This window comes from Luteimonas sp. YGD11-2 (assembly GCF_004118975.1).
In the GTDB taxonomy this organism is placed as follows: Bacteria; Pseudomonadota; Gammaproteobacteria; order Xanthomonadales; family Xanthomonadaceae; genus Luteimonas; species Luteimonas muca.
Genome location: NZ_CP035376.1, coordinates 1,791,659 through 1,809,867 on the forward strand (window position 1 = coordinate 1,791,659; position 18,209 = coordinate 1,809,867).

12 protein-coding genes are annotated in these 18,209 nt (G+C 69.7%); 5 read left to right on the top strand and 7 right to left on the bottom strand.

What is annotated here, in order from left to right:
* Nucleotides 1-24 precede the first annotated feature (24 nt).
* The 3 genes from ERL55_RS08135 to ERL55_RS08145 form a co-directional block, all read right to left on the bottom strand.
* Entirely contained in the window at nt 25-792 is a 768-nt protein-coding gene (locus ERL55_RS08135; protein ID WP_129135970.1) for an NAD kinase, read from the bottom strand.
* Nucleotides 793-947: 155 nt separating this feature from the next.
* On the bottom strand, nt 948-5,948 hold the full coding sequence (locus tag ERL55_RS08140; RefSeq protein ID WP_129135971.1) for an NAD-glutamate dehydrogenase domain-containing protein: 5,001 nt from the start codon (nt 5,946-5,948) through the stop codon (nt 948-950).
* Between the two features lie 148 nt (nt 5,949-6,096).
* Nucleotides 6,097-7,251 (bottom strand): acyl-CoA dehydrogenase family protein, encoded by a 1,155-nt coding sequence (locus ERL55_RS08145; protein ID WP_343132703.1) that lies wholly within the window; start codon nt 7,249-7,251, stop codon nt 6,097-6,099.
* Nucleotides 7,252-7,373: 122 nt separating this feature from the next.
* Between ERL55_RS08145 and ERL55_RS08150 the strand changes: the two genes are divergently transcribed.
* Genes ERL55_RS08150 through metH form a run of 3 tightly spaced genes read left to right on the top strand, consistent with a single transcriptional unit; the run spans nt 7,374 to nt 12,111 of the window.
* Nucleotides 7,374-8,351: a metalloregulator ArsR/SmtB family transcription factor gene (locus ERL55_RS08150; RefSeq protein WP_129135972.1), complete on the top strand. Its 978-nt coding sequence runs from the start codon at nt 7,374-7,376 to the stop codon at nt 8,349-8,351.
* Nucleotides 8,348-9,427 carry a homocysteine S-methyltransferase family protein gene (locus tag ERL55_RS08155; RefSeq protein ID WP_129135973.1) on the top strand — a complete coding sequence of 360 codons (1,080 nt, stop codon included), beginning with the start codon at nt 8,348-8,350 and terminating at the stop codon, nt 9,425-9,427. Before ERL55_RS08150 ends, ERL55_RS08155 begins: the two co-directional genes overlap by 4 nt.
* Complete coding sequence (gene metH, locus ERL55_RS08160) at nt 9,424-12,111, top strand: methionine synthase (RefSeq protein ID WP_129135974.1); 2,688 nt, start codon at nt 9,424-9,426, stop codon at nt 12,109-12,111. Before ERL55_RS08155 ends, metH begins: the two co-directional genes overlap by 4 nt.
* Before the next feature lie 7 nt (nt 12,112-12,118).
* Here metH and ERL55_RS08165 read toward each other — a convergent pair whose 3' ends face one another.
* From ERL55_RS08165 to ERL55_RS08180, 4 genes are all read right to left on the bottom strand, one after another.
* On the bottom strand, nt 12,119-12,781 hold the full coding sequence (locus ERL55_RS08165; protein ID WP_129135975.1) for a DUF2058 family protein: 663 nt from the start codon (nt 12,779-12,781) through the stop codon (nt 12,119-12,121).
* Nucleotides 12,782-12,800: 19 nt separating this feature from the next.
* A complete protein-coding gene (locus ERL55_RS08170; protein WP_129135976.1) occupies nt 12,801-13,013 on the bottom strand; it encodes a SlyX family protein in 213 nt (70 codons plus the stop codon).
* A gap of 77 nt (nt 13,014-13,090) precedes the next feature.
* Nucleotides 13,091-13,858, bottom strand: a complete 768-nt coding sequence (locus ERL55_RS08175; RefSeq protein WP_129135977.1) for an FKBP-type peptidyl-prolyl cis-trans isomerase — start codon at nt 13,856-13,858, stop codon at nt 13,091-13,093.
* Between the two features lie 70 nt (nt 13,859-13,928).
* Entirely contained in the window at nt 13,929-14,873 is a 945-nt protein-coding gene (locus tag ERL55_RS08180; RefSeq protein WP_129135978.1) for an FKBP-type peptidyl-prolyl cis-trans isomerase, read from the bottom strand.
* 309 nt (nt 14,874-15,182) lie between these two features.
* Here ERL55_RS08180 and ERL55_RS08185 point away from each other — a divergent pair, with 309 nt between their 5' ends.
* Both ERL55_RS08185 and ERL55_RS08190 read left to right on the top strand, forming a co-directional pair.
* Nucleotides 15,183-16,229 carry an SDR family oxidoreductase gene (locus ERL55_RS08185; protein ID WP_129135979.1) on the top strand — a complete coding sequence of 349 codons (1,047 nt, stop codon included), beginning with the start codon at nt 15,183-15,185 and terminating at the stop codon, nt 16,227-16,229.
* 172 nt (nt 16,230-16,401) lie between these two features.
* Entirely contained in the window at nt 16,402-18,201 is a 1,800-nt protein-coding gene (locus tag ERL55_RS08190; protein ID WP_129135980.1) for a glycoside hydrolase family 15 protein, read from the top strand.
* Nucleotides 18,202-18,209: the final 8 nt, after the last annotated feature.

An 18,209-nucleotide genomic window follows, 5' to 3' on the forward strand; every position in this document is an offset into this window, starting at 1 on the left:
CAGGCCAGTTGGTCAACCCCGCCGTCACGCCATGAACTGTTCGCTCAGGATCCGCTCCTCGAGGTTGTGCTCGGGATCGAACAGCAGCGTGACCTGGCGGTCGCGTGCCTCGCGGATGCGTACCTCGACGACGTCGCGGACCTCGTGCGAATCGGCGGTGGCGCTGACCGGGCGCTTGTAGGGATCGAGCACGCGGAACACGACCTCGGTGTCGGCACGCAGGATCGCGCCCCGCCAGCGGCGCGGGCGGAACGGCGCGATCGGCGTCAGTGCGACCACGCCGCTGCCCAGCGGCAGGATCGGACCATGCGCGGAATAGTTGTAGGCGGTGCTGCCCGCGGGCGACGCCACCAGCACGCCATCGCAGATCAGTTCCTCCAGGCGGGTGCGGCCGTTGAGCTCGATGCTCAGGTGCGCGGCCTGGCGGGTCTGCCGCAACAGCGAGACCTCGTTGTAGGCCAGCGAACCCACGCTGGTGCCGGATTCGGTCTGCACCACCATCTCCAGCGGGCGCAGGGTGGCGGGCTCGGCGGCGGCGATGCGCTCGAGCAGGCCCTCCGCGCGGTGATGGTTCATCAGGAAGCCGACGGTGCCGAGCTTCATTCCGAACACCGGTCGGCCCAGCGCGCCATGGCGATGCAGGGTCTGCAGCATGAAGCCATCGCCACCGAGCGCGCACAGCACGTCGGCGTCCTCCGGGGCATGGTTGCCATGCCTGGCGACCAGTGCCTCCAGCGCAACGCGTGCGTGATCGGCAGGACTGGCGAGGAAAGCAATGCGCGGCGCGGACATCCGACGGCTCCCGATGGGTCGCGGGCAGGATAACGCGGGCAACGCCGCGACAGGCACCGGCCTGCCACGAACAACGACGCCCGCGGCATCACGCACGCGGGCACTCCGATCGCCCGGTCCGTCGGACAGTGCCGACGGACCGTTTGCATGCCGGATCAGCCGGGGCCGGTACCGGCCAGCTGGCCGAGGCGGCTGACCGCCACCGAGACCGTCGGATAGTCCAGCGACTTCTGCGCGCACATCTCGTCGAGCATGCCGAGGGTGAAGCGCAGCGTGGCGTCGTCACGACCCACCCAGGCGGCGACCTTGTCGTCTGCGCCACGGCCCGGCATGTCGAGCACCTGCGCGGTCAGCAGGGTCTGCTGGGTCGCGAGGTCGTCACGCAGCACGCCGCGTGCCACCGCATGCCAGCGGCCCTGCACCTCCAGCGCCTCGATCTGCGAGAACAGCCACGGCAGGCGCAGGGCCTCGCCGACGCGGAAGTGCACCTTCGCCACGTCCACCGGCTTCAGCCTGCGCGACCGCGCCAGCTCGATGATGTCGAGCGCCGAGGCCAGGTACGGCAGTTCCGCCAGCTCCCGGGCGAGGTCTGCCGGCATGCCGCGCTCGGCCCACGCCGCAAGGCCCGCCTCGTACTCGCCACGCTGGGAATCCGGGAGGATGCCGTCGGCACGGCGGATCTCGTTGAGCGCATCGTGGTAGCGCTCCACCGCCCGCGTGATCGCCGGCATCTCGCCCTGGCGGTTGAGCAGCCAGCGCACGTACGAGCGCTGCAGGTTCCAGATCGCCTGCAGGGCATCGATCTGCGCCTCTTCGCTGACCTTGAGGTCGAGCGCGTCGAGCTGGGTCCACAGCGCACGTGCATCCAGCGTCTCGCGGCTCACGGTGTAGGCCTTGGCCACCTCGGCCGCACTGCGGCCGGTGTCCTCCTGCATGCGCATCAGGAACGTCGCACCCATCCGGTTGATGGTGGCGTTGGTCACCGCGGTGGCGATGATCTCGCGCTTGAGCGGGTGCTTTTCCATCGCCGCGGCGTACTTCACGCGCAGCGGCTCGGGGAAGTAGCGCTGCAGCTCCTTCGACAGGTACGGGTCCTCCGGGATGTCGGAATCGAGCATCTGCTGGAACGCCACCAGCTTCGAATACGACAGCAGCACGGCGAGTTCCGGCCGGGTCAGGCCCTGGCCGCGGGCACGGCGCGCGGAGATCTCCGCATCCGACGGCAGGAACTCGATCTGGCGGTCCAGCAGCCCCTGCGATTCCAGCGTGCGGATGAAGTGCTGTTTGGATCCCAGCCGCGACAGGCTCATCCGCTCCATCAGGCTCAGCGCCTGGTTCTGGCGGATGTTGTCCCACAGCACCAGCGATTCCACCTCGCCGGTCATGTCGGCCAGCAGCTTGTTGCGCGCCGGCAGGGTGAGCTTCTTCGCCCGCACCTGCCCGTTGAGCAGGATCTTGATGTTGACCTCGTGGTCGGAGGTGTCCACGCCGGCCGAGTTGTCGATGAAGTCGGCGTTGAGCAGCGTGCCCACCTGGGCCGCTTCGATGCGCCCGCGCTGGGTGAAGCCGAGGTTGCCGCCCTCGCCCACCACGCGGCAACGCAATTCGCAGCCATCCACGCGCAGGGCGTTGTTGGCGCGGTCACCGACGTCGGCGTGGCTCTCGGTGGAGCCCTTGACGTAGGTGCCGATGCCGCCGTTCCACAGCAGGTCCACCGGCGCCTTGAGGATGGCGTTCATCAGCTCGTTCGGGCTGAGGGTGGTGACCGAGGCATCCAGCCCCAGCACTTCGCGTGCCTGCGCCGAAACCGGGATCGTCTTGGCCGAGCGCGGCCATACGCCGCCGCCGGCGCTGATCAGCGACCTGTCGTAGTCCTCCCAGCTCGAACGCGGCAGGCGGAACAGGCGCTCGCGCTCCTTCCACGAACGTGCGGACTCGGGCTGCGGGTCGATGAAGATGTGGCGGTGGTCGAATGCGGCGACCAGGCGGATGTGCTTCGACAGCAGCATGCCATTGCCGAACACGTCGCCCGACATGTCGCCGATGCCGACCGCGGTGAAGTCCTCGTTCTGGCAGTCCACGCCGAGTGCGCGGAAGTGACGCTTCACCGATTCCCACGCGCCCTTGGCCGTGATGCCCATGCCCTTGTGGTCGTAACCGACCGAGCCGCCGGAGGCGAAGGCGTCGCCCAGCCAGAAGTTGTATTCGGCGGAGATGCCGTTGGCGATGTCGGAGAACGTCGCGGTGCCCTTGTCGGCGGCGACCACCAGGTAGTAGTCGTCATCGTCGTGGCGCACCACGTCGTTCGGCGGAACCACCTTGCCGTCGATGACGTTGTCGGTGACATCGAGCAGGCCGCTGATGAAGCGGCGGTAACAGGCGATTCCCTCGGCCAGCTGGGCGTCGCGATCGCCGCCCACCGGCGGCTTCTTGACGATGAAGCCGCCCTTGGCGCCGACCGGCACGATCACGGTGTTCTTGACCATCTGCGCCTTGACCAGGCCCAGCACCTCGGTACGGAAATCCTCACGGCGATCCGACCAGCGCAGGCCGCCACGCGCCACCGGGCCATAGCGCAGGTGCACGCCCTCCACCCGCGGCCCGCAGACGAAGATCTCGCGGTACGGGCGCGGCTTCGGCAGCTCCGGCACGCGTGCGCAGTCGAACTTGTAGGCCACATAGTCCTTGTCCTGGCCATCGGCTGCACGCTGGTAGTAGCTGGTGCGCAGGGTGGCGTCGATCACGCCGATGAAGCCGCGCAGGATGCGGTCCTCGTCGAGGCTGCCGACACCGTCGAGCAGTGCTGCCAGGGCCTGGCGGGCGGCGGTGTACTGTCCCGCACGGTCGCCTTCGCGTGCCTGCAGCACCGGCTCGAGGGCCGCCATCGCGTCGGCGTTGCCGCCGGTGAGCGAGGCGAACTGCGCGCGCAGCTGCTCGACGCCTTCGCCGATCTGCGCGCGCGTCTCGCGACCGGTGGCCGGGTGGAAGCGGCTTTCGAACAGCTCGACCAGCAGGCGCGACAGCAGCGGGTAACGCGCCAGCGTCTGCTCCATATAGGCCTGCGAGAACGGCACGCCGGCCTGCAGCAGGTACTTGCTGTAGGCGCGCAGCATCGCCACCTGGCGCCAGTCCAGCCCGGCCAGCACGATCAGGCGGTTGAAGCCGTCGTTCTCGGCCTCGTCGCGCCACAGGCGGGCAACGGCCTCCTCGAACGCCGGGCCGATGCGCTCGAGATCGAGCTCCACGCCGACCGCTTCGACCTCGAAGTCCTGCACGTAGAAGATGTCGCCGCCGGCATCGATGCGGTGCGGATGCTCCGACAGCACGCGCAGGCCCATGTTCTCCATCACCGGCAGCACGTCGGACAGCGGAATGTCGCGGTGCTGGCGGAACAGCTTCAGGCGCAGGCCACCGATGCCGTCCGCGGACTCCGCCGCGCGCACCAGGCTCAGGCGCAGGTCGTCGGCGGACTCGAGCGCGGCGAGCTGGCCGACATCGTTCGCCGCCACCGCCGGGGTGGCCTGGGCGATGTAGTCAACGCTGAGCGCGCGGCCGAAGCGGCCGGCCAGCGCCAGCCCCTCGGCCTCGCCATGGCGGGCGATCAGCGCGTCGCGCAGGTCGTCCTGCCAGTTGCGCACGATCGCCGACAGCCCGCTGTCGAGCGCGGCGGCATCGATGTCGACGGTGTTGCCGGAACGCGGGCGCACGATCAGGTGCAGCTGCGCCAGCGGCGACTCCCCCACCTGCACGCTGGTATCCACGCGGTCGGCCTCGAGGACGTCGCGCAGCATCGCCTCGATGCGCAGGCGCACCTCGGTGTTGTAGCGGTCGCGCGGCACGTAGGCCAGCACGGAGTAGAAGCGGCCGTAACGGTCGCTGCGCAGGAACAGGCGGCTGCGCACGCGTTCCTGCAGGTGCAGGATGCCCAGCGCCAGGCGGTAGAGCTCGTCGCTGGTGGACTGGAACAGCTCGTCGCGCGGCAGGGTCTCCAGGATGTGCTTGAGCGCCTTGCCGCTGTGTCCGGTCTCGCGCAGGCCGGAACGGCTCATCACCTGCTCGAAGCGCTCGCGAACGATCGGGATGTCCCACGGGCGGCGGTTGTAGGCGGCGGAGGTGTACAGGCCGATGAAGCGCTGCTCGCCGATCGCGCGGCCCCTGGCGTCGAACTGCAGGATGCCGACGTAGTCCATGAAGCCCGGGCGGTGCACGGTGGAGCGCGCATTGGTCTTGGTCATGATCAGCGGATCGATCTCGCCCTCGCCTCGCGCGGCCTGCGCGGCCAGCGCACGCAGCGAGCGCGGCTGGCCGACTTCCTTGCCACGCAGCAGGCCGAGGCCGGAATCCTCGACCGCCAGCAGGTTCGGCTCGCCGCCGCGCTGGCGCACCTGGTACTCGCGATAGCCCAGGAACGTGAAGTGGTCATTGGCGGCCCAGCGCAGGAACTCCTGCGCTTCCGCGCGCACCGCATCGTCCACCGGCAGTGCGCGGGTGGCGAGGTCCTCGGCAACCGCGACCATCCTTTCGCGCATCGCCGGCCAGTCGGCGACGATCTGCCGCACGTCGTTCAGCACGTGGCCGAGCGCCTCCTCGATCGCCGCGATCGACTCCGCCGGCTGGCGGTCGATCTCGAGATGCATCAGCGATTCGGGCTCGCCCTCGCCCACGGCCTGCAGCCTGCCGCCGCGGTCGCGGCGCATCGGGATCACAGGGTGGCCCAGCACGTGCACGCCGATGCCCTGCTCGGCCAACGCCATCGTCACCGAATCGACCAGGAACGGCATGTCGTCGTTGACGATCTGCAGCACCGTATGCGGCGATTCCCAGCCGTGGGTCTTCAGGGTCGGGTTGAACAACCGCATGCGCGCGGTGCCCGGCTTGCGCCGGCGCGCGAACTCGAGGAAGTCGAACGCCAGCGCCGCCCAGGCGTCGGCGGTGTGCAGGGGCAGCTCGTCGTCGCCCATGCGGTAGTAGAAGGCATTGGCGAAGGCCTCGGCGTCGGCAGCGCCGGCCGCGCCGGCACGGCCGCGGATCGCGGCGCGGATCGGCGCGAGGATGCCGCCGCCGGCGCTGCGCGCGCTCTTCTTCGACGCCATGCGTGCGGGGCTGTCGGTCTTCGCGTCGGCGGGTTTGCGGGTGGAACTGCGTTTGCTGGTCATGGTCGGTGGGTCCGGATGCAATGAGGCCCGCGCGATGCGCGGGCCGGTCATGGGAGTTCAGTCGCCGTGCGGCACGGTCGCGCATGCGGCCGGGATGTCCGGCGTGGGCAGCGCGTTCGCGGCGACGGCGTAGGCGGTCACTTGGTGGTCAACGCAGCCCGGTCTCGTTGCGTGCGATGACCAGGCGCTGGATTTCCGAAGTGCCCTCGTAGATCTCGGTGATCTTGGCGTCGCGGAAGTAGCGCTCGATCGGCATTTCCTTGGAGTAGCCCATGCCCGCGTGGATCTGCACCGCCTGGTGGGTGATCCACATCGCGGCTTCCGAGGCGGTGAGCTTGGCCACCGAAGCCTCCGTGGTGAAGCGCTTGCCCTGGCCCTTGAGCCAGGCCGCGCGCAGCGTCAGCAACAGCGACGCGTCGAGCTTGCACTTCATGTCGGCGATCTTGGCCTGGGTCATCTGGAACGCGCCGATCGGCTGACCGAAGGCCTTGCGCTCCTTGACGTACGCCAGGGTGGCCTCGTAGGCGGCGCGCGCCAGGCCGATCGCCTGCGAGGCGATGCCGATGCGGCCGGCGTCGAGCACGCTCATCGCGATCCTGAAGCCCTGGCCTTCCTGGCCCAGCACGTCCTCGGCGCGCGCCACGTAGTCCTGGAACTCGATCTCGCAGGTGGCCGAGGCGCGGATGCCGAGCTTGGGCTCGGTCTTGCCGCGGTGGAAGCCGGCGCGGTCGCCATCGACGAGGAACGCGGTGATGCCGCGTGCGCCCTGCTCGGGGTCGGTCACCGCGAACAGCACGAAATACTTGGCCACCGGGCCGGAGGTGATCCAGCTCTTCTTGCCGTTGATGACATAGCTGCCGTCATCCTGCTTCACCGCGCGGCACCGCATGGCGGTGGCGTCGGACCCGGACTGCGGCTCGGTCAACGCGAACGCGCCGATCTCGGCGCCTTCGGCGATGGCCCGCACGTACTGCTGCTTCTGCTCTTCGGTGCCGTGGGTCAGGATGCCGTTGCAGAACAGCGAGTTGTTGACCGACATGATCGTGGAGTGCGCGGCGTCGCCGGCGGCAATCTCCACCATCGCCAGCACATAGGCGATCGGGTCCATGCCGGCACCGCCATACTCCACGGGCACCTCGATGCCCATCAGGCCGTTCTCGCCCAGCAGGCGGATGTTGTCGAGCGGGAATTCGCCGCTGCGATCGAAGCCCTCCGCGGACGGGGCGATCTTTTCCTGCGCGATGCGGCGCGCCACGTCCTGGATCATCAACTGCTCTTCGCTGAAACCGAACTCCACGCGCACACCTCGAAGCCGAACGGGAAGCGCAAATTGTACCCGCGCCCGCGGGCAAACCCCATCATCCGGCTTGACGCTCCCGGGCCGCACGCGCAGACTTATCTCGATATCGCGATATAGAGATATTTATGGATCTGGAAAGCTGGTCGGCACGCCTCAAGATCCTCGCCGATGCCACACGTGTGCGGCTGCTGGCGCTGCTCGAAGGCGAGGAACTCACCGTGGCGGAGCTCTCGGCGATCACGCGCCTGGCGCAGCCGCGGGTCTCCACGCACCTGGCCAAGCTGAAGGAAGCCGGACTGGTGCGCGACCGCCGCGCCGGGGTTTCAGCCTATTACCGCTTCGACGACGCACCGCTCGACCCGGCCATCCGCACGCTCTGGGTCACCCTGCGCGACGGCAGCGACGACCCGCTGCTGCGCCAGGATGCCGAGCGCGTCGCCGCGGTGCTGGCGATGCGCGCCGCCGACCAGAACTGGGCCGACTCGGTGGCCGGCGACATGGAGCGCCACTATTCGCCGGGCCGTACCTGGGAAGCACTGGCGCGTTCCGCGCTTCCACTGATGGAAACCGGCGACGTGCTCGACATCGCCTCGGGCGACGGCGTGCTGGCGGAACTGCTCGCCCCGCATGCCCGGCGCTATGTCTGCGTGGATACCAGCGCGCGGGTGGTCAGCGCCGCCGCCGAACGCCTCAAGCGCTACCGCAACGTCGAGGTGCGCGAAGGCGACATGCACGCGCTCGCCTTCGACGAAGGCGGCTTCGACCTGGTGGTGCTGATGCATGCATTGACCTATGCCGACCGCCCCGCGCAGGCGGTGGCGGAAGCCGCACGCGTACTGCGTCCGGGTGGCCGGCTGCTGTTGACCACTCTTGCCCGCCACGAGCACCGCAGCGCGGTCGAGGCCTACGGCCACGTCAACCTGGGTTTCAATGAGCGCGAGCTGCGCCGGTTCGTGGACAGGGCCGGGCTGTCGCTGCAGAGCCTCAACACGGTGACCCGCGAGAAGCGGCCGCCGCATTTCGAGGTCATCTCGCTGATCGCGCTCAAACCCGCGGCCGCGGCACACGTGCCGGCGCGGGCACGCACCGGAACGCCGGCGTGAGCCGACCCGTTGCCGGTGGTCAACCCTGGCTGCAGCCGCAGCGGGTGCAGGCGCTGGAGGATGCGCTGTCGCGGCGCATCCTGGTCATCGACGGCGCGATGGGTACGCTGATCCAGCAGCATGGGCTGGCCGAAGCGGATTACCGCGGCGAGCGCTTCGTCGACGGCTTCGATGCCGAAGCCCCCGGCGAGCGCGCCGCGCACGAGCTCCGTGGCAACAACGACCTGCTCAACCTGACCCGCCCCGGCGTCATCGCCGACATCCATCGCGCCTACCTGGACGCGGGCGCCGACCTCGTCGAGACCAACACGTTCAATTCCACGTCGCTCAGCCAGGCCGACTACGGCCTGCAGCACCTCGCACGCGAGCTCAACCGCGAGGGCGCGCGCATCGCCCGCGCCGCCTGCGAGGCTGCCGAAGCCGTCACCCCGGGGCACCCGCGTTTCGTGGTCGGGGTGATCGGCCCGACCAGCCGCACCGCATCGATCAGCCCCGACGTCAACGACCCCGGCTTCCGCAACACCTCGTTCGACGAACTGCGCAAGGCCTACGGCGATGCCACGCTCGGCCTGGTCGAGGGCGGCGCGGACGTGGTGATGGTGGAGACGGTGTTCGACACCCTCAATGCCAAGGCCGCGCTGTACGCGATCGAGGAAGTCTTCGACGAGCTCGGCGGACGCCTGCCGGTGATGGTCTCGGGCACGATCACCGATGCCTCGGGCCGCACCCTCTCCGGGCAGACGGCCGAGGCCTTCCATGTCTCGCTGATGCACGCGCGACCGCTGTCGATCGGCCTCAACTGCGCGCTCGGCGCGCGCGAACTGCGTCCGCATGTCGAGACCCTTGCGCGAATTGCGCAGTGCCACGTCAGCGCGCACCCCAACGCCGGCCTGCCGAACGCATTCGGCGGCTACGACGAGACGCCGGAGGAGATGGCCACGATGCTGAAGGAGTTCGCCACCGCGGGCCTGGTCAATCTCGTCGGCGGCTGCTGCGGCACCACGCCCGCGCATATCGCCGCGATCGCGGAAGCCGTCCGTGGCGTGACACCCCGCCGCCCGGGTGCGCTGGCGTGAGTGCCACGCGGCGACATACCCGGCTGTCCGGCCTCGAGCCGCTGGTGCTCACGCCGGAACTGCTGTTCGTCAACGTCGGCGAGCGCACCAACGTCACCGGCAGCGCGCGCTTCCGCAAGCTGATCAAGGAAGGCCGCTACGAGGATGCCGTGGAGGTCGCGCGCCAGCAGGTCGAGAGCGGCGCACAGATCCTCGACGTCAACATGGACGAGGGCCTGATCGACTCGGAAGCAGCCATGGTGCGCTTCCTCAGCCTGATCGCGTCAGAGCCCGACATCGCGCGCATCCCGGTGATGGTCGACTCCTCGAAATGGAGCGTGATCGAGGCCGGGTTGCAGTGCCTGCAGGGCAAGGGCGTGGTGAATTCCATCTCGCTGAAGGACGGCCAGGCCGCCTTCGTGGCGCACGCCCGCAAGGTGCTGCGCTACGGCGCGGCCGCGGTGGTGATGGCCTTCGACGAGGACGGCCAGGCCGACACCTGCGCACGCAAGGTGGAGATCTGCAGCCGCGCCTACCGCATCCTCGTCGACGAGGTCGGTTTCCCGCCCGAAGACATCATCTTCGACCCCAACATCTTCGCCATCGCCACCGGCATCGCCGAGCACGACAACTACGCGGTGGACTTCATCGAGGCCACGCGGATCATCCGCGCCACGCTGCCGCACTGCCACGTCTCGGGTGGCGTGTCCAACGTCAGTTTCTCGTTCCGCGGCAACGAGCCGGTGCGCGCGGCGATCCACTCCGTGTTCCTCTACCACGCCATCCAGGCCGGCATGGACATGGGCATCGTCAACGCCGGTGCCCTGCCCGTCTACGACGACCTCGACCCGGAGCTGCGCACGCGCGTGGAGGATGTGGTCCTCAACCGCCGCGCGGATGCCACCGAGCGGTTGCTGGAGATCGCCGAAACGTTCCGCGGCAGCGGCGCCGCGCGCGAGGTCGCGGACCAGGCCTGGCGCCAGCGCCCGGTGGGCGAACGCCTCACCCATGCGCTGGTGCACGGCATCGACCAGTACGTGGAAACCGACACCGAGGAGGCGCGCCAGCAGCTGCCCCGCCCGCTGGATGTGATCGAAGGCCCGCTGATGGACGGCATGAACGTCGTCGGCGACCTGTTCGGCGCCGGCAAGATGTTCCTGCCACAGGTGGTCAAATCCGCGCGGGTAATGAAGAAGGCGGTCGCCTATCTGCTGCCCTGGATCGAGGCGGAGAAGGCCCGCACCGGCGACGTGGCGAAATCCAACGGCCGCATCGTGCTGGCGACGGTCAAGGGCGACGTCCACGACATCGGCAAGAACATCGTCGGCGTGGTACTGGCCTGCAACAACTTCGAGGTCGTCGACCTCGGGGTGATGGTGGCGACGCAGAAGATCCTCGATACCGCCCGCGAAGTGGGTGCCGACCTGGTCGGCCTGTCCGGCCTGATCACGCCGTCGCTGGAGGAGATGGGCCATGTCGCGCGTGAGATGCAGCGGCAGGGCTTCACGATGCCGTTGCTGATCGGCGGCGCGACCACATCGCGTGCGCATACGGCGCTGAAGATCGATCCTCACTACGCCGCGCCCACGGTCTGGGTGAAGGACGCCTCGCGCGCGGTGGGCGTTGCGCAATCGCTGATCTCGCGCGACATGCGCGCGGCGTTCGTCGCCGCCAACGATGCCGACTACGCCGGGATCCGCGAGCGCCACCGCAACCGCGGCGACGCCAGGCGCCTGGTGTCGCTGCAGAAGGCGCGCGGCCAACGATTCGACGGCGGCTGGGACGACTACGCGCCACCCGCGCCGAACCGCCCCGGGCTGCATGTGTTCGAAGACTGGCCGCTGGCCGAGCTGGTCGACTGCATCGACTGGAGCCCGTTCTTCAACGCCTGGGAACTCGCGGGCCGCTATCCGGCGATCCTCGACGACGCCATCGTCGGCACCCAGGCCCGCGAGCTGTACCGGGATGCGCGGGCAATGCTTGCCACCATCGTCGAGGAGAAATGGCTGACCGCGAAGGCCGTGTTCGGCCTGTGGCCGGCCTGCAGCATCGGCGACGACGTGGTGGTGCGTGCCGATAGTGGCGGGACCACGCTGCACTTCCTGCGCCAGCAGGTCGACAAGCCGGCCGACCGCCCGGACTTCTGCCTGGCCGACTTCATCGCCCCGCGCGAGACAGGCATCCCCGACTGGATCGGCGGCTTTGCGGTGACCGCGGGCATCGGCCTGGACCCGCATGTCGCGCGCTTCGAGGCCGACCACGACGACTACAACGCGATCCTGCTCAAAGCGCTGGCCGACCGCCTGGCGGAAGCGCTGGCCGAGCGCCTGCACCAGCGCGTGCGCATGGAGTACTGGGGCTACGCCACCGACGAAACCCTCGACAACGATGCGCTGATCGCCGAACGCTACCGCGGCATCCGCCCCGCGCCCGGGTACCCGGCATGCCCGGACCACAGCGAGAAGACCACGCTGTTCGCGCTGCTCGATGCCGGCGCCAATGCGGGCATGTCGTTGACCGAGAACTTCGCGATGCTGCCGACTGCGGCGGTGTCGGGTTACTACTTCAGCCACCCGCGCAGCCAGTATTTCGTGGTCGGCCGGGTGTCACGCGAGCAGGTGGCGGACTACGCGCGCCGCAAGGGCGTGCCGCTGCAGCAGGCCGAGCGCTGGCTGGCGACGCAGCTCGACTACGACCCGCAGTGACGCGCGATCACCACACCAGGTCGTCGGGCACCTGGTATTTCGGATCGGCGTAGGGATCGTCGCCGGCCGGCGCGTCGGGATCCACCCGCAGCGCCACCGACGGCGCGAACACCGCCTCGGCCTCGGCCAGCACCGCCGCGGTCACCAGCAGGTAGCGGCCGTTGAGCTGGGCCACGCCGAGCTCGCCCGCATTGAGCGCCTGCAACTGGTCGGCGGTCACGTAGATGCGCTTGATCTTGCCGCCGTACTCGAAATGCCGGGCGATCTCGGCGTCCTCGCGGTTGAGCGCCTTGCCGTCGAGCAGGGTGGCCAGCCGCGCACGCGCCTCTCGGCGCAGGCGCGCCTCCTCCTGCTTCTGCTTCTCGGCGGCGATGCGCTCGTCCTTCTCCTTCTGCGCGCGGATGGCATACGCCTTGGCAAGGTCGATGTCCTCGCGCGTCGCCGGCCTGCCGCGCCCCCGCCCACGCGCGTCGCCCCGCGCCGGTGGCTTGCCTGACGACGGCTTTCCCGCTGGCGGCTTGCCGTCGGCGCGACGCTGCCCATGGCGCACAGGGTCGCCCTTCGCGGACGCGGGATTGCCGGCCGTGCCGGGCTTGCGCACGGGCTTGCGCTCCGGCGTGGGGGCCTTGAAGCCAAGGCCCAGGAGCTGGTCGCGCAGGGTATCGCTCATCGTCGTGCCGTGGTTCCAGTCAGTAATGCGGCGGCGGCGGTTCGTCCGCCGGGTCGGCGAAGAACCCGCCACGCGCCTGCTTGAGTTCATCGAGGCTGCGTCGCAGCAGCTCCGCGTGCTGCGCGGACTGCAGGCGCAGCCCGGCGAGTGCGTCGCTCATCTCGTTGAGCGCGTGCTCCTGGAACGCGACCCGCGTTTCCAGTTCCACCACGCGCTGTTCCAGCTCATCCATCGTGTTCCCGTTCCGTTCCACGCCCGGCGTTTGCCGGCCGGCGCCACCGCGTGGGCGCGCCAGCCGGAACCGCGTGCCTACTGTGCGCTGGCCGGCAGCACTTCGATCAGCTCGACCTCGAACTGCAGCGCGGCATTCGGCGGGATCGGGCCAGCGCCCTGCTCGCCATAACCCAGGCTGCTGGGGATCCACAGGCGGTGCTTCGCACCCTGCTGCATCAGCTGCAGGCCTTCCTGCCAGCCCGGGATGATCTCGGCCAGTGCGAATTCCACCGGCTCGCCACGCTGGATCGAGCTGTCGAACACGGTGCCGTCGAGCAGCTTGCCCTCGTAGTGCACGCGCACGCGGTCGCTGGTGGTCGGGGTCGGGCCGGTGCCGGGCGTCAGCACCTCGTACTGCAGGCCCGACGCCGTCGTCTGCACGCTCTCCCTGGCGGCGTTCTCGTCGAGGATCTTCTTCTCGTCGTCGAGGCGGGTCTGCGCCTCGGCGGCCTGCTTCGCCTGCATGCGCGTGGCGAGGCCCTGCATCACCTGCATGACCTGCTCGTCGTTGAGCCTGGGTTCGTTGCCGGCAAGGTTGTCGCGGATGCCACGCACCATCGCGTCGAGGTCGACCTCGTCCTCGAGCGGCTTGATCGAGTTGCCCAGGTCCAGGCCGATCGCATAGCCGACCTGCTCGCGGTTGCTCTTGAGCCCCGGCACCTGCACGGCGGGCGCATCGGCGCCAGCGGCCGTCGCGGCGCCGGTCGAGCCCTCGCCGTCCTCGATCTTCTTGCAGGCCGACAGCCCGAGGGTGGTGGCCAGCGCGAGCGCGGAGATGGTCAGGGCGCTGCGGGAAATCTTCATGGGGAACTCCTGGAAGGAAAGGTTGCGGGCGGCGCGGACAGCGCGCCGGCCATTTGGAGCGCGAACGCGATCAGAGGATGTCGAGCAGTTCGACGTCGAACACCAGGGTGGCCTCCGGCGGAATGCCTTCGGTGCCCTTGGCGCCATAGCCGAGGCGCGCGGGAATCCAGAAGCGGTACTTGCTGCCGATCGGCATCAGCGCCACGCCCTCGGTCCAGCCGGGGATGACCTGGCCCAGCCCGAAGTCGGCCGGGCGGCCGCGCTCGTAGGAACTGTCGAAGACCGTGCCATCGAGCAGCTTGCCCTCGTAGTGCACGCGCACGCGATCGCTGGCCACCGGGCGGCGGCCCGAGCCCTGGCGGACCACGCGGTACTGCAGGCCCGACGGCGTGACCTGCACGCCGGTCTCGTTGCGGTTGCCGGCCAGGAACGTTTCGCCCTCGGTGCGGTTGCGCTCACCGGCCTGCGCCTGCTGCGCTTCCATGTCTTTGCGCACGCGGTCGGAGAACGATTGCCGCAGCGCATCGGCCTGCGCGTCGTCCATCAGCAGCGGACCGCCCTCGACGCGTGCACGCAGGCCCTGCACCAGCACCGCGAGCTCGAGCTCACCCTGGATCGGCTGCAGCGAACGGCCGATATCGCTGCCGACCATCAGTCCGACCTTCTCGCGGTCGACCTCCTGCGGCGCCGCGCCGGGCGGCATGCCGGGCGGGGTCTGGCCGTTGCGCAGGGCGATGCGCTGCATCAGCGCCTGCGCCGTCTGCGCCACGTCCTGTTCCGACAGCAGCGGCTCGCCGCCCTCGAAGGCGTTGCGGATGCCGCGCTCCAGCGCCGCGTAGTCGATGTCCGGCCCGACCGGCGCGATCGACTGGCCCACGTCCATGCCGACCATGTAGCTGATCTGGGCGCGCTCGCCCTGCAACGGCTGCCCCTGCGCCAGGACCGTGGCCGGAACCGCGACCGCGCACATCGCGGCCAGACAGAGCGCGGCCGCACCGCGCATCGCTTTCTTCATTGGGACAACTCCATATGGATGACGCGGACGCGCGCCCGGATACCTGGCCATGCGCTTCCGCCCTGCCCGCGGCGCCCCGGGGGCGCTGTCGGATATCGGGCGGAGACGATGCAGCGGGCTATTGTCAGGGCAGCACGCCACGCGGGCAATCGCGCCACCGCGCGCCCTCCCGGCACGTCGAAACCGCGCCACGGTGATGGGCGGGCGATGAACCGCCGATGTCCTGCCCCGCGGGCACGATGCCTTCACGTTTTTTTTTCGACCATGCACTGCCGACCCGGCGCCCCCGCCCCGCCCACCAGGAGCAGCATGGCCCTCTTCCGACGTTCCAGCGAAATCCCCGTCCATTTCCACGGCAAGGTGGTGATGATCACCGGCGGCACCGCCGGCGTCGGCCGCGCCACCGCGATCCGCTTCGCGCGCCGCGGCGCCCGGGTCGGCCTGATCGCCCGTGACCCGGCGGGGCTGGACGAAACCCGCCAGGAACTCGAAGCACTGGGGGCCGAGGTCGCCACCTTCGCCGTGGACGTGTCCGATGCCGACGCCGTGCGCGCCGCCGCCGACGACTGCGAAACCCGGCTTGGCCCGATCGATGTCTGGGTCAACAACGCGATGGCCACGGTGTTCTCGCCGGTCGATGCGATGGACGCCGCCGAGATCCGCCGCGTCACCGAGGTGACCTACCTGGGCTATGTGCACGGCACGCTGGCCGCGCTGGCGCATATGCGCCCGCGCAACCGCGGGGTGATCGTGCAGGTCGGCTCGTCGCTGGCCTTCCGCGGCATTCCGCTGCAGGCGGCCTATTGCGGCGCCAAGCACGCGATCCGCGGATTCACCGACTCGCTGCGCACCGAACTGCTGCATGCACGCAGCGGCGTGCAGCTCACCGCCGTGCATCTGCCGGCAATCAACACGCCGCAGTTCGACTGGGCGCGCAGCCATGACCGGGGCGCGCCGCGCCCGGTCGCGCCGGTGTTCTCGCCCGACGAGGCCGCGAAGGCGATCCTGCACGCGGCAGCCCACCCGGTGCGCGAGTACTGGCTGGGCGCCACCACCCCGGCGACGATCCTTGCCAACATGGTTGCGCCGGGACGCATGGACCGCTATCTGGCCAGCAAGGCGGTGGAAGGCCAGCGGCGCGGAGAGGGCAAGGCCGCCCGCGCAGGCGACAACCTGTTCGAACCGGTGGCCGGGCGCCACCGCACCTACGGCGCGTTCGGGCACGAGGTCAAGCGCGCGCCGGTGATGATGTCGGCGCAGACCGCACGCAGCGGTGCGGTGATCGCCGCCTGCACCCTGGCGGCGGCGGCCGGGCTGGCGCTCGGCCTGCGCCTCGCCGGCCGTTCGGGTCGCTGACGGTGCGCCCGCTCGCGCGTCCCGCTCCGGCGCCGGTGCGCCGCATCCAGCCGAACGCGCGCCTGCTCGCAGCGCTCGACGGTCTGCCACGCAGCGCGGCCACCCGTGACATCCGCAGGCTGCGCGGCCTTTCGGACGTGCTGGTGGCCGTGGTTGCGCGGGGCAGGCCCGCATGAGCCGGCCGATCGCCGATTACGCGATCATCGGCGACTGCGAAACCGCGGCGCTGGTCGCCAGCAACGGCTCGATCGACTGGCTGTGCTGGCCCCGTTTCGATTCGAATGCCTGTCTGGCGGCGCTGCTGGGCACCCGGGAGCATGGCCGTTGGCTGATTGCCCCGTGCGACGGGGAGGCGCGCAGCCGCCGGCGCTATCTCGGCGACACCCTGGTCCTGGAAACCGAGTTCGAGACCGCGACCGGCACCGTGGCCGTGATCGACTTCATGACCATCCGCAACGCCCGGCCCGTGTCCGAGCTGGTGCGGGTGGTGGTCGGGCGCAGCGGCCGGGTGGAGATGCGCATGGACCTGGCCCTGCGCTTCGATTACGGCCGCATCGTGCCCTGGGTGTCGCGGCTGGAGGGCGAGGTGCTGCGTGCCGAGGCCGGCCCGCACTCGGTGACCCTCGCCTCCCCGGTGACGACCCGCTCCAACGACCACGCGACCGTGGCCGTCTTCACCGTCGAGGAAGGCCAGCGCCTGCCGTTCGTACTCGTGCACAAGGCCTCGCACCTGCCACCGCCGGAACTCCCCGACGCCGAACAGGCCCTGCAGGAGACCTGCGAGTTCTGGACCGGCTGGTCGGCACGTTCGGACTACGACGGGCCATGGCGCAACGCGGTCAAGCGCTCGCTGCTGACGGTCAAGGCGCTCACCTATCGCCCGACCGGCGGCATCGTCGCCGCGCCCACCACCTCGCTGCCGGAAAGGCTTGGCGGGTCGCGGAACTGGGACTATCGCTATTGCTGGCTGCGCGATGCCACGTTCACCCTGCTGTCGCTGCTCAACGCCGGGCATCGCGAGGAAGCCGAAGCCTGGTGCCGCTGGGTCATGCGCTCGGTGGCCGGGGTGGCGTCGCAGGCACAGCCGATGTACGCCATCGACGGCGGCCACCGCACCGACGAGGTCGAGCTGGACTGGCTGCCCGGCCATGCCGACTCGCGGCCGGTGCGCATCGGCAATGCCGCCTACAGGCAGCTGCAGCTCGACATCTTCGGCAGCGTGATGGATACCCTCTACGAGGCGCGTGCCAACGGACTGGACCTGCCGCCCGACGTGCCCGAATTCCAGCGCGACATCCTCGAATACCTGGAAGGCGCCTGGCAGCAGCCGGACGAGGGCATCTGGGAGGTGCGCGGCGGTCGCCGGCACTTCGTGCATTCGCGGCTGATGTGCTGGGTGGCGTTCGACCGCGCGGTGAAGCTCGCGCGTGACTTCGGCCTGGAAGGCCCGGTCGACCGCTGGGAGCAGACCCGCGACGCCATCCGCGCCGAACTGCTCGAGCGCGGCTACGACCACGAACGTGGGGCATTCGTGCAGGCCTATGGCGAGCCCCATCTGGACGCCGCCGTGCTGCTGATGCCGATCCTCGGCTTCCTGCCGGCCGATGACCCGCGCATGGTGTCCACCATCGACGTGATCGAACGCGAACTCTCGCGCGACGGCCTGCTGCTGCGCTATGACCCGAAGGCGGCGGGTGATGGCCTGGACGGCGAGGAAGGCGCATTCCTCGCCTGCACCTTCTGGCTGGCCGACAACCGGATCCTGCAGGGCCGCGAGGACGAGGCACGTGCCCTGTACGAACGCCTGCTTTCGCTATGCAACGACGTCGGCCTGCTGGCCGAGCAGTACGACGTGGAGAACAACTGCCAGGTCGGCAATTTCCCCCAGGCGTTCTCCCATTTCGCGCTGATCGACACCGCGTTCAATTTCGCCGGCCGCCGTGGCGCGGCGCGCGAGGCCCGTCAGGACTGACCTGCCCG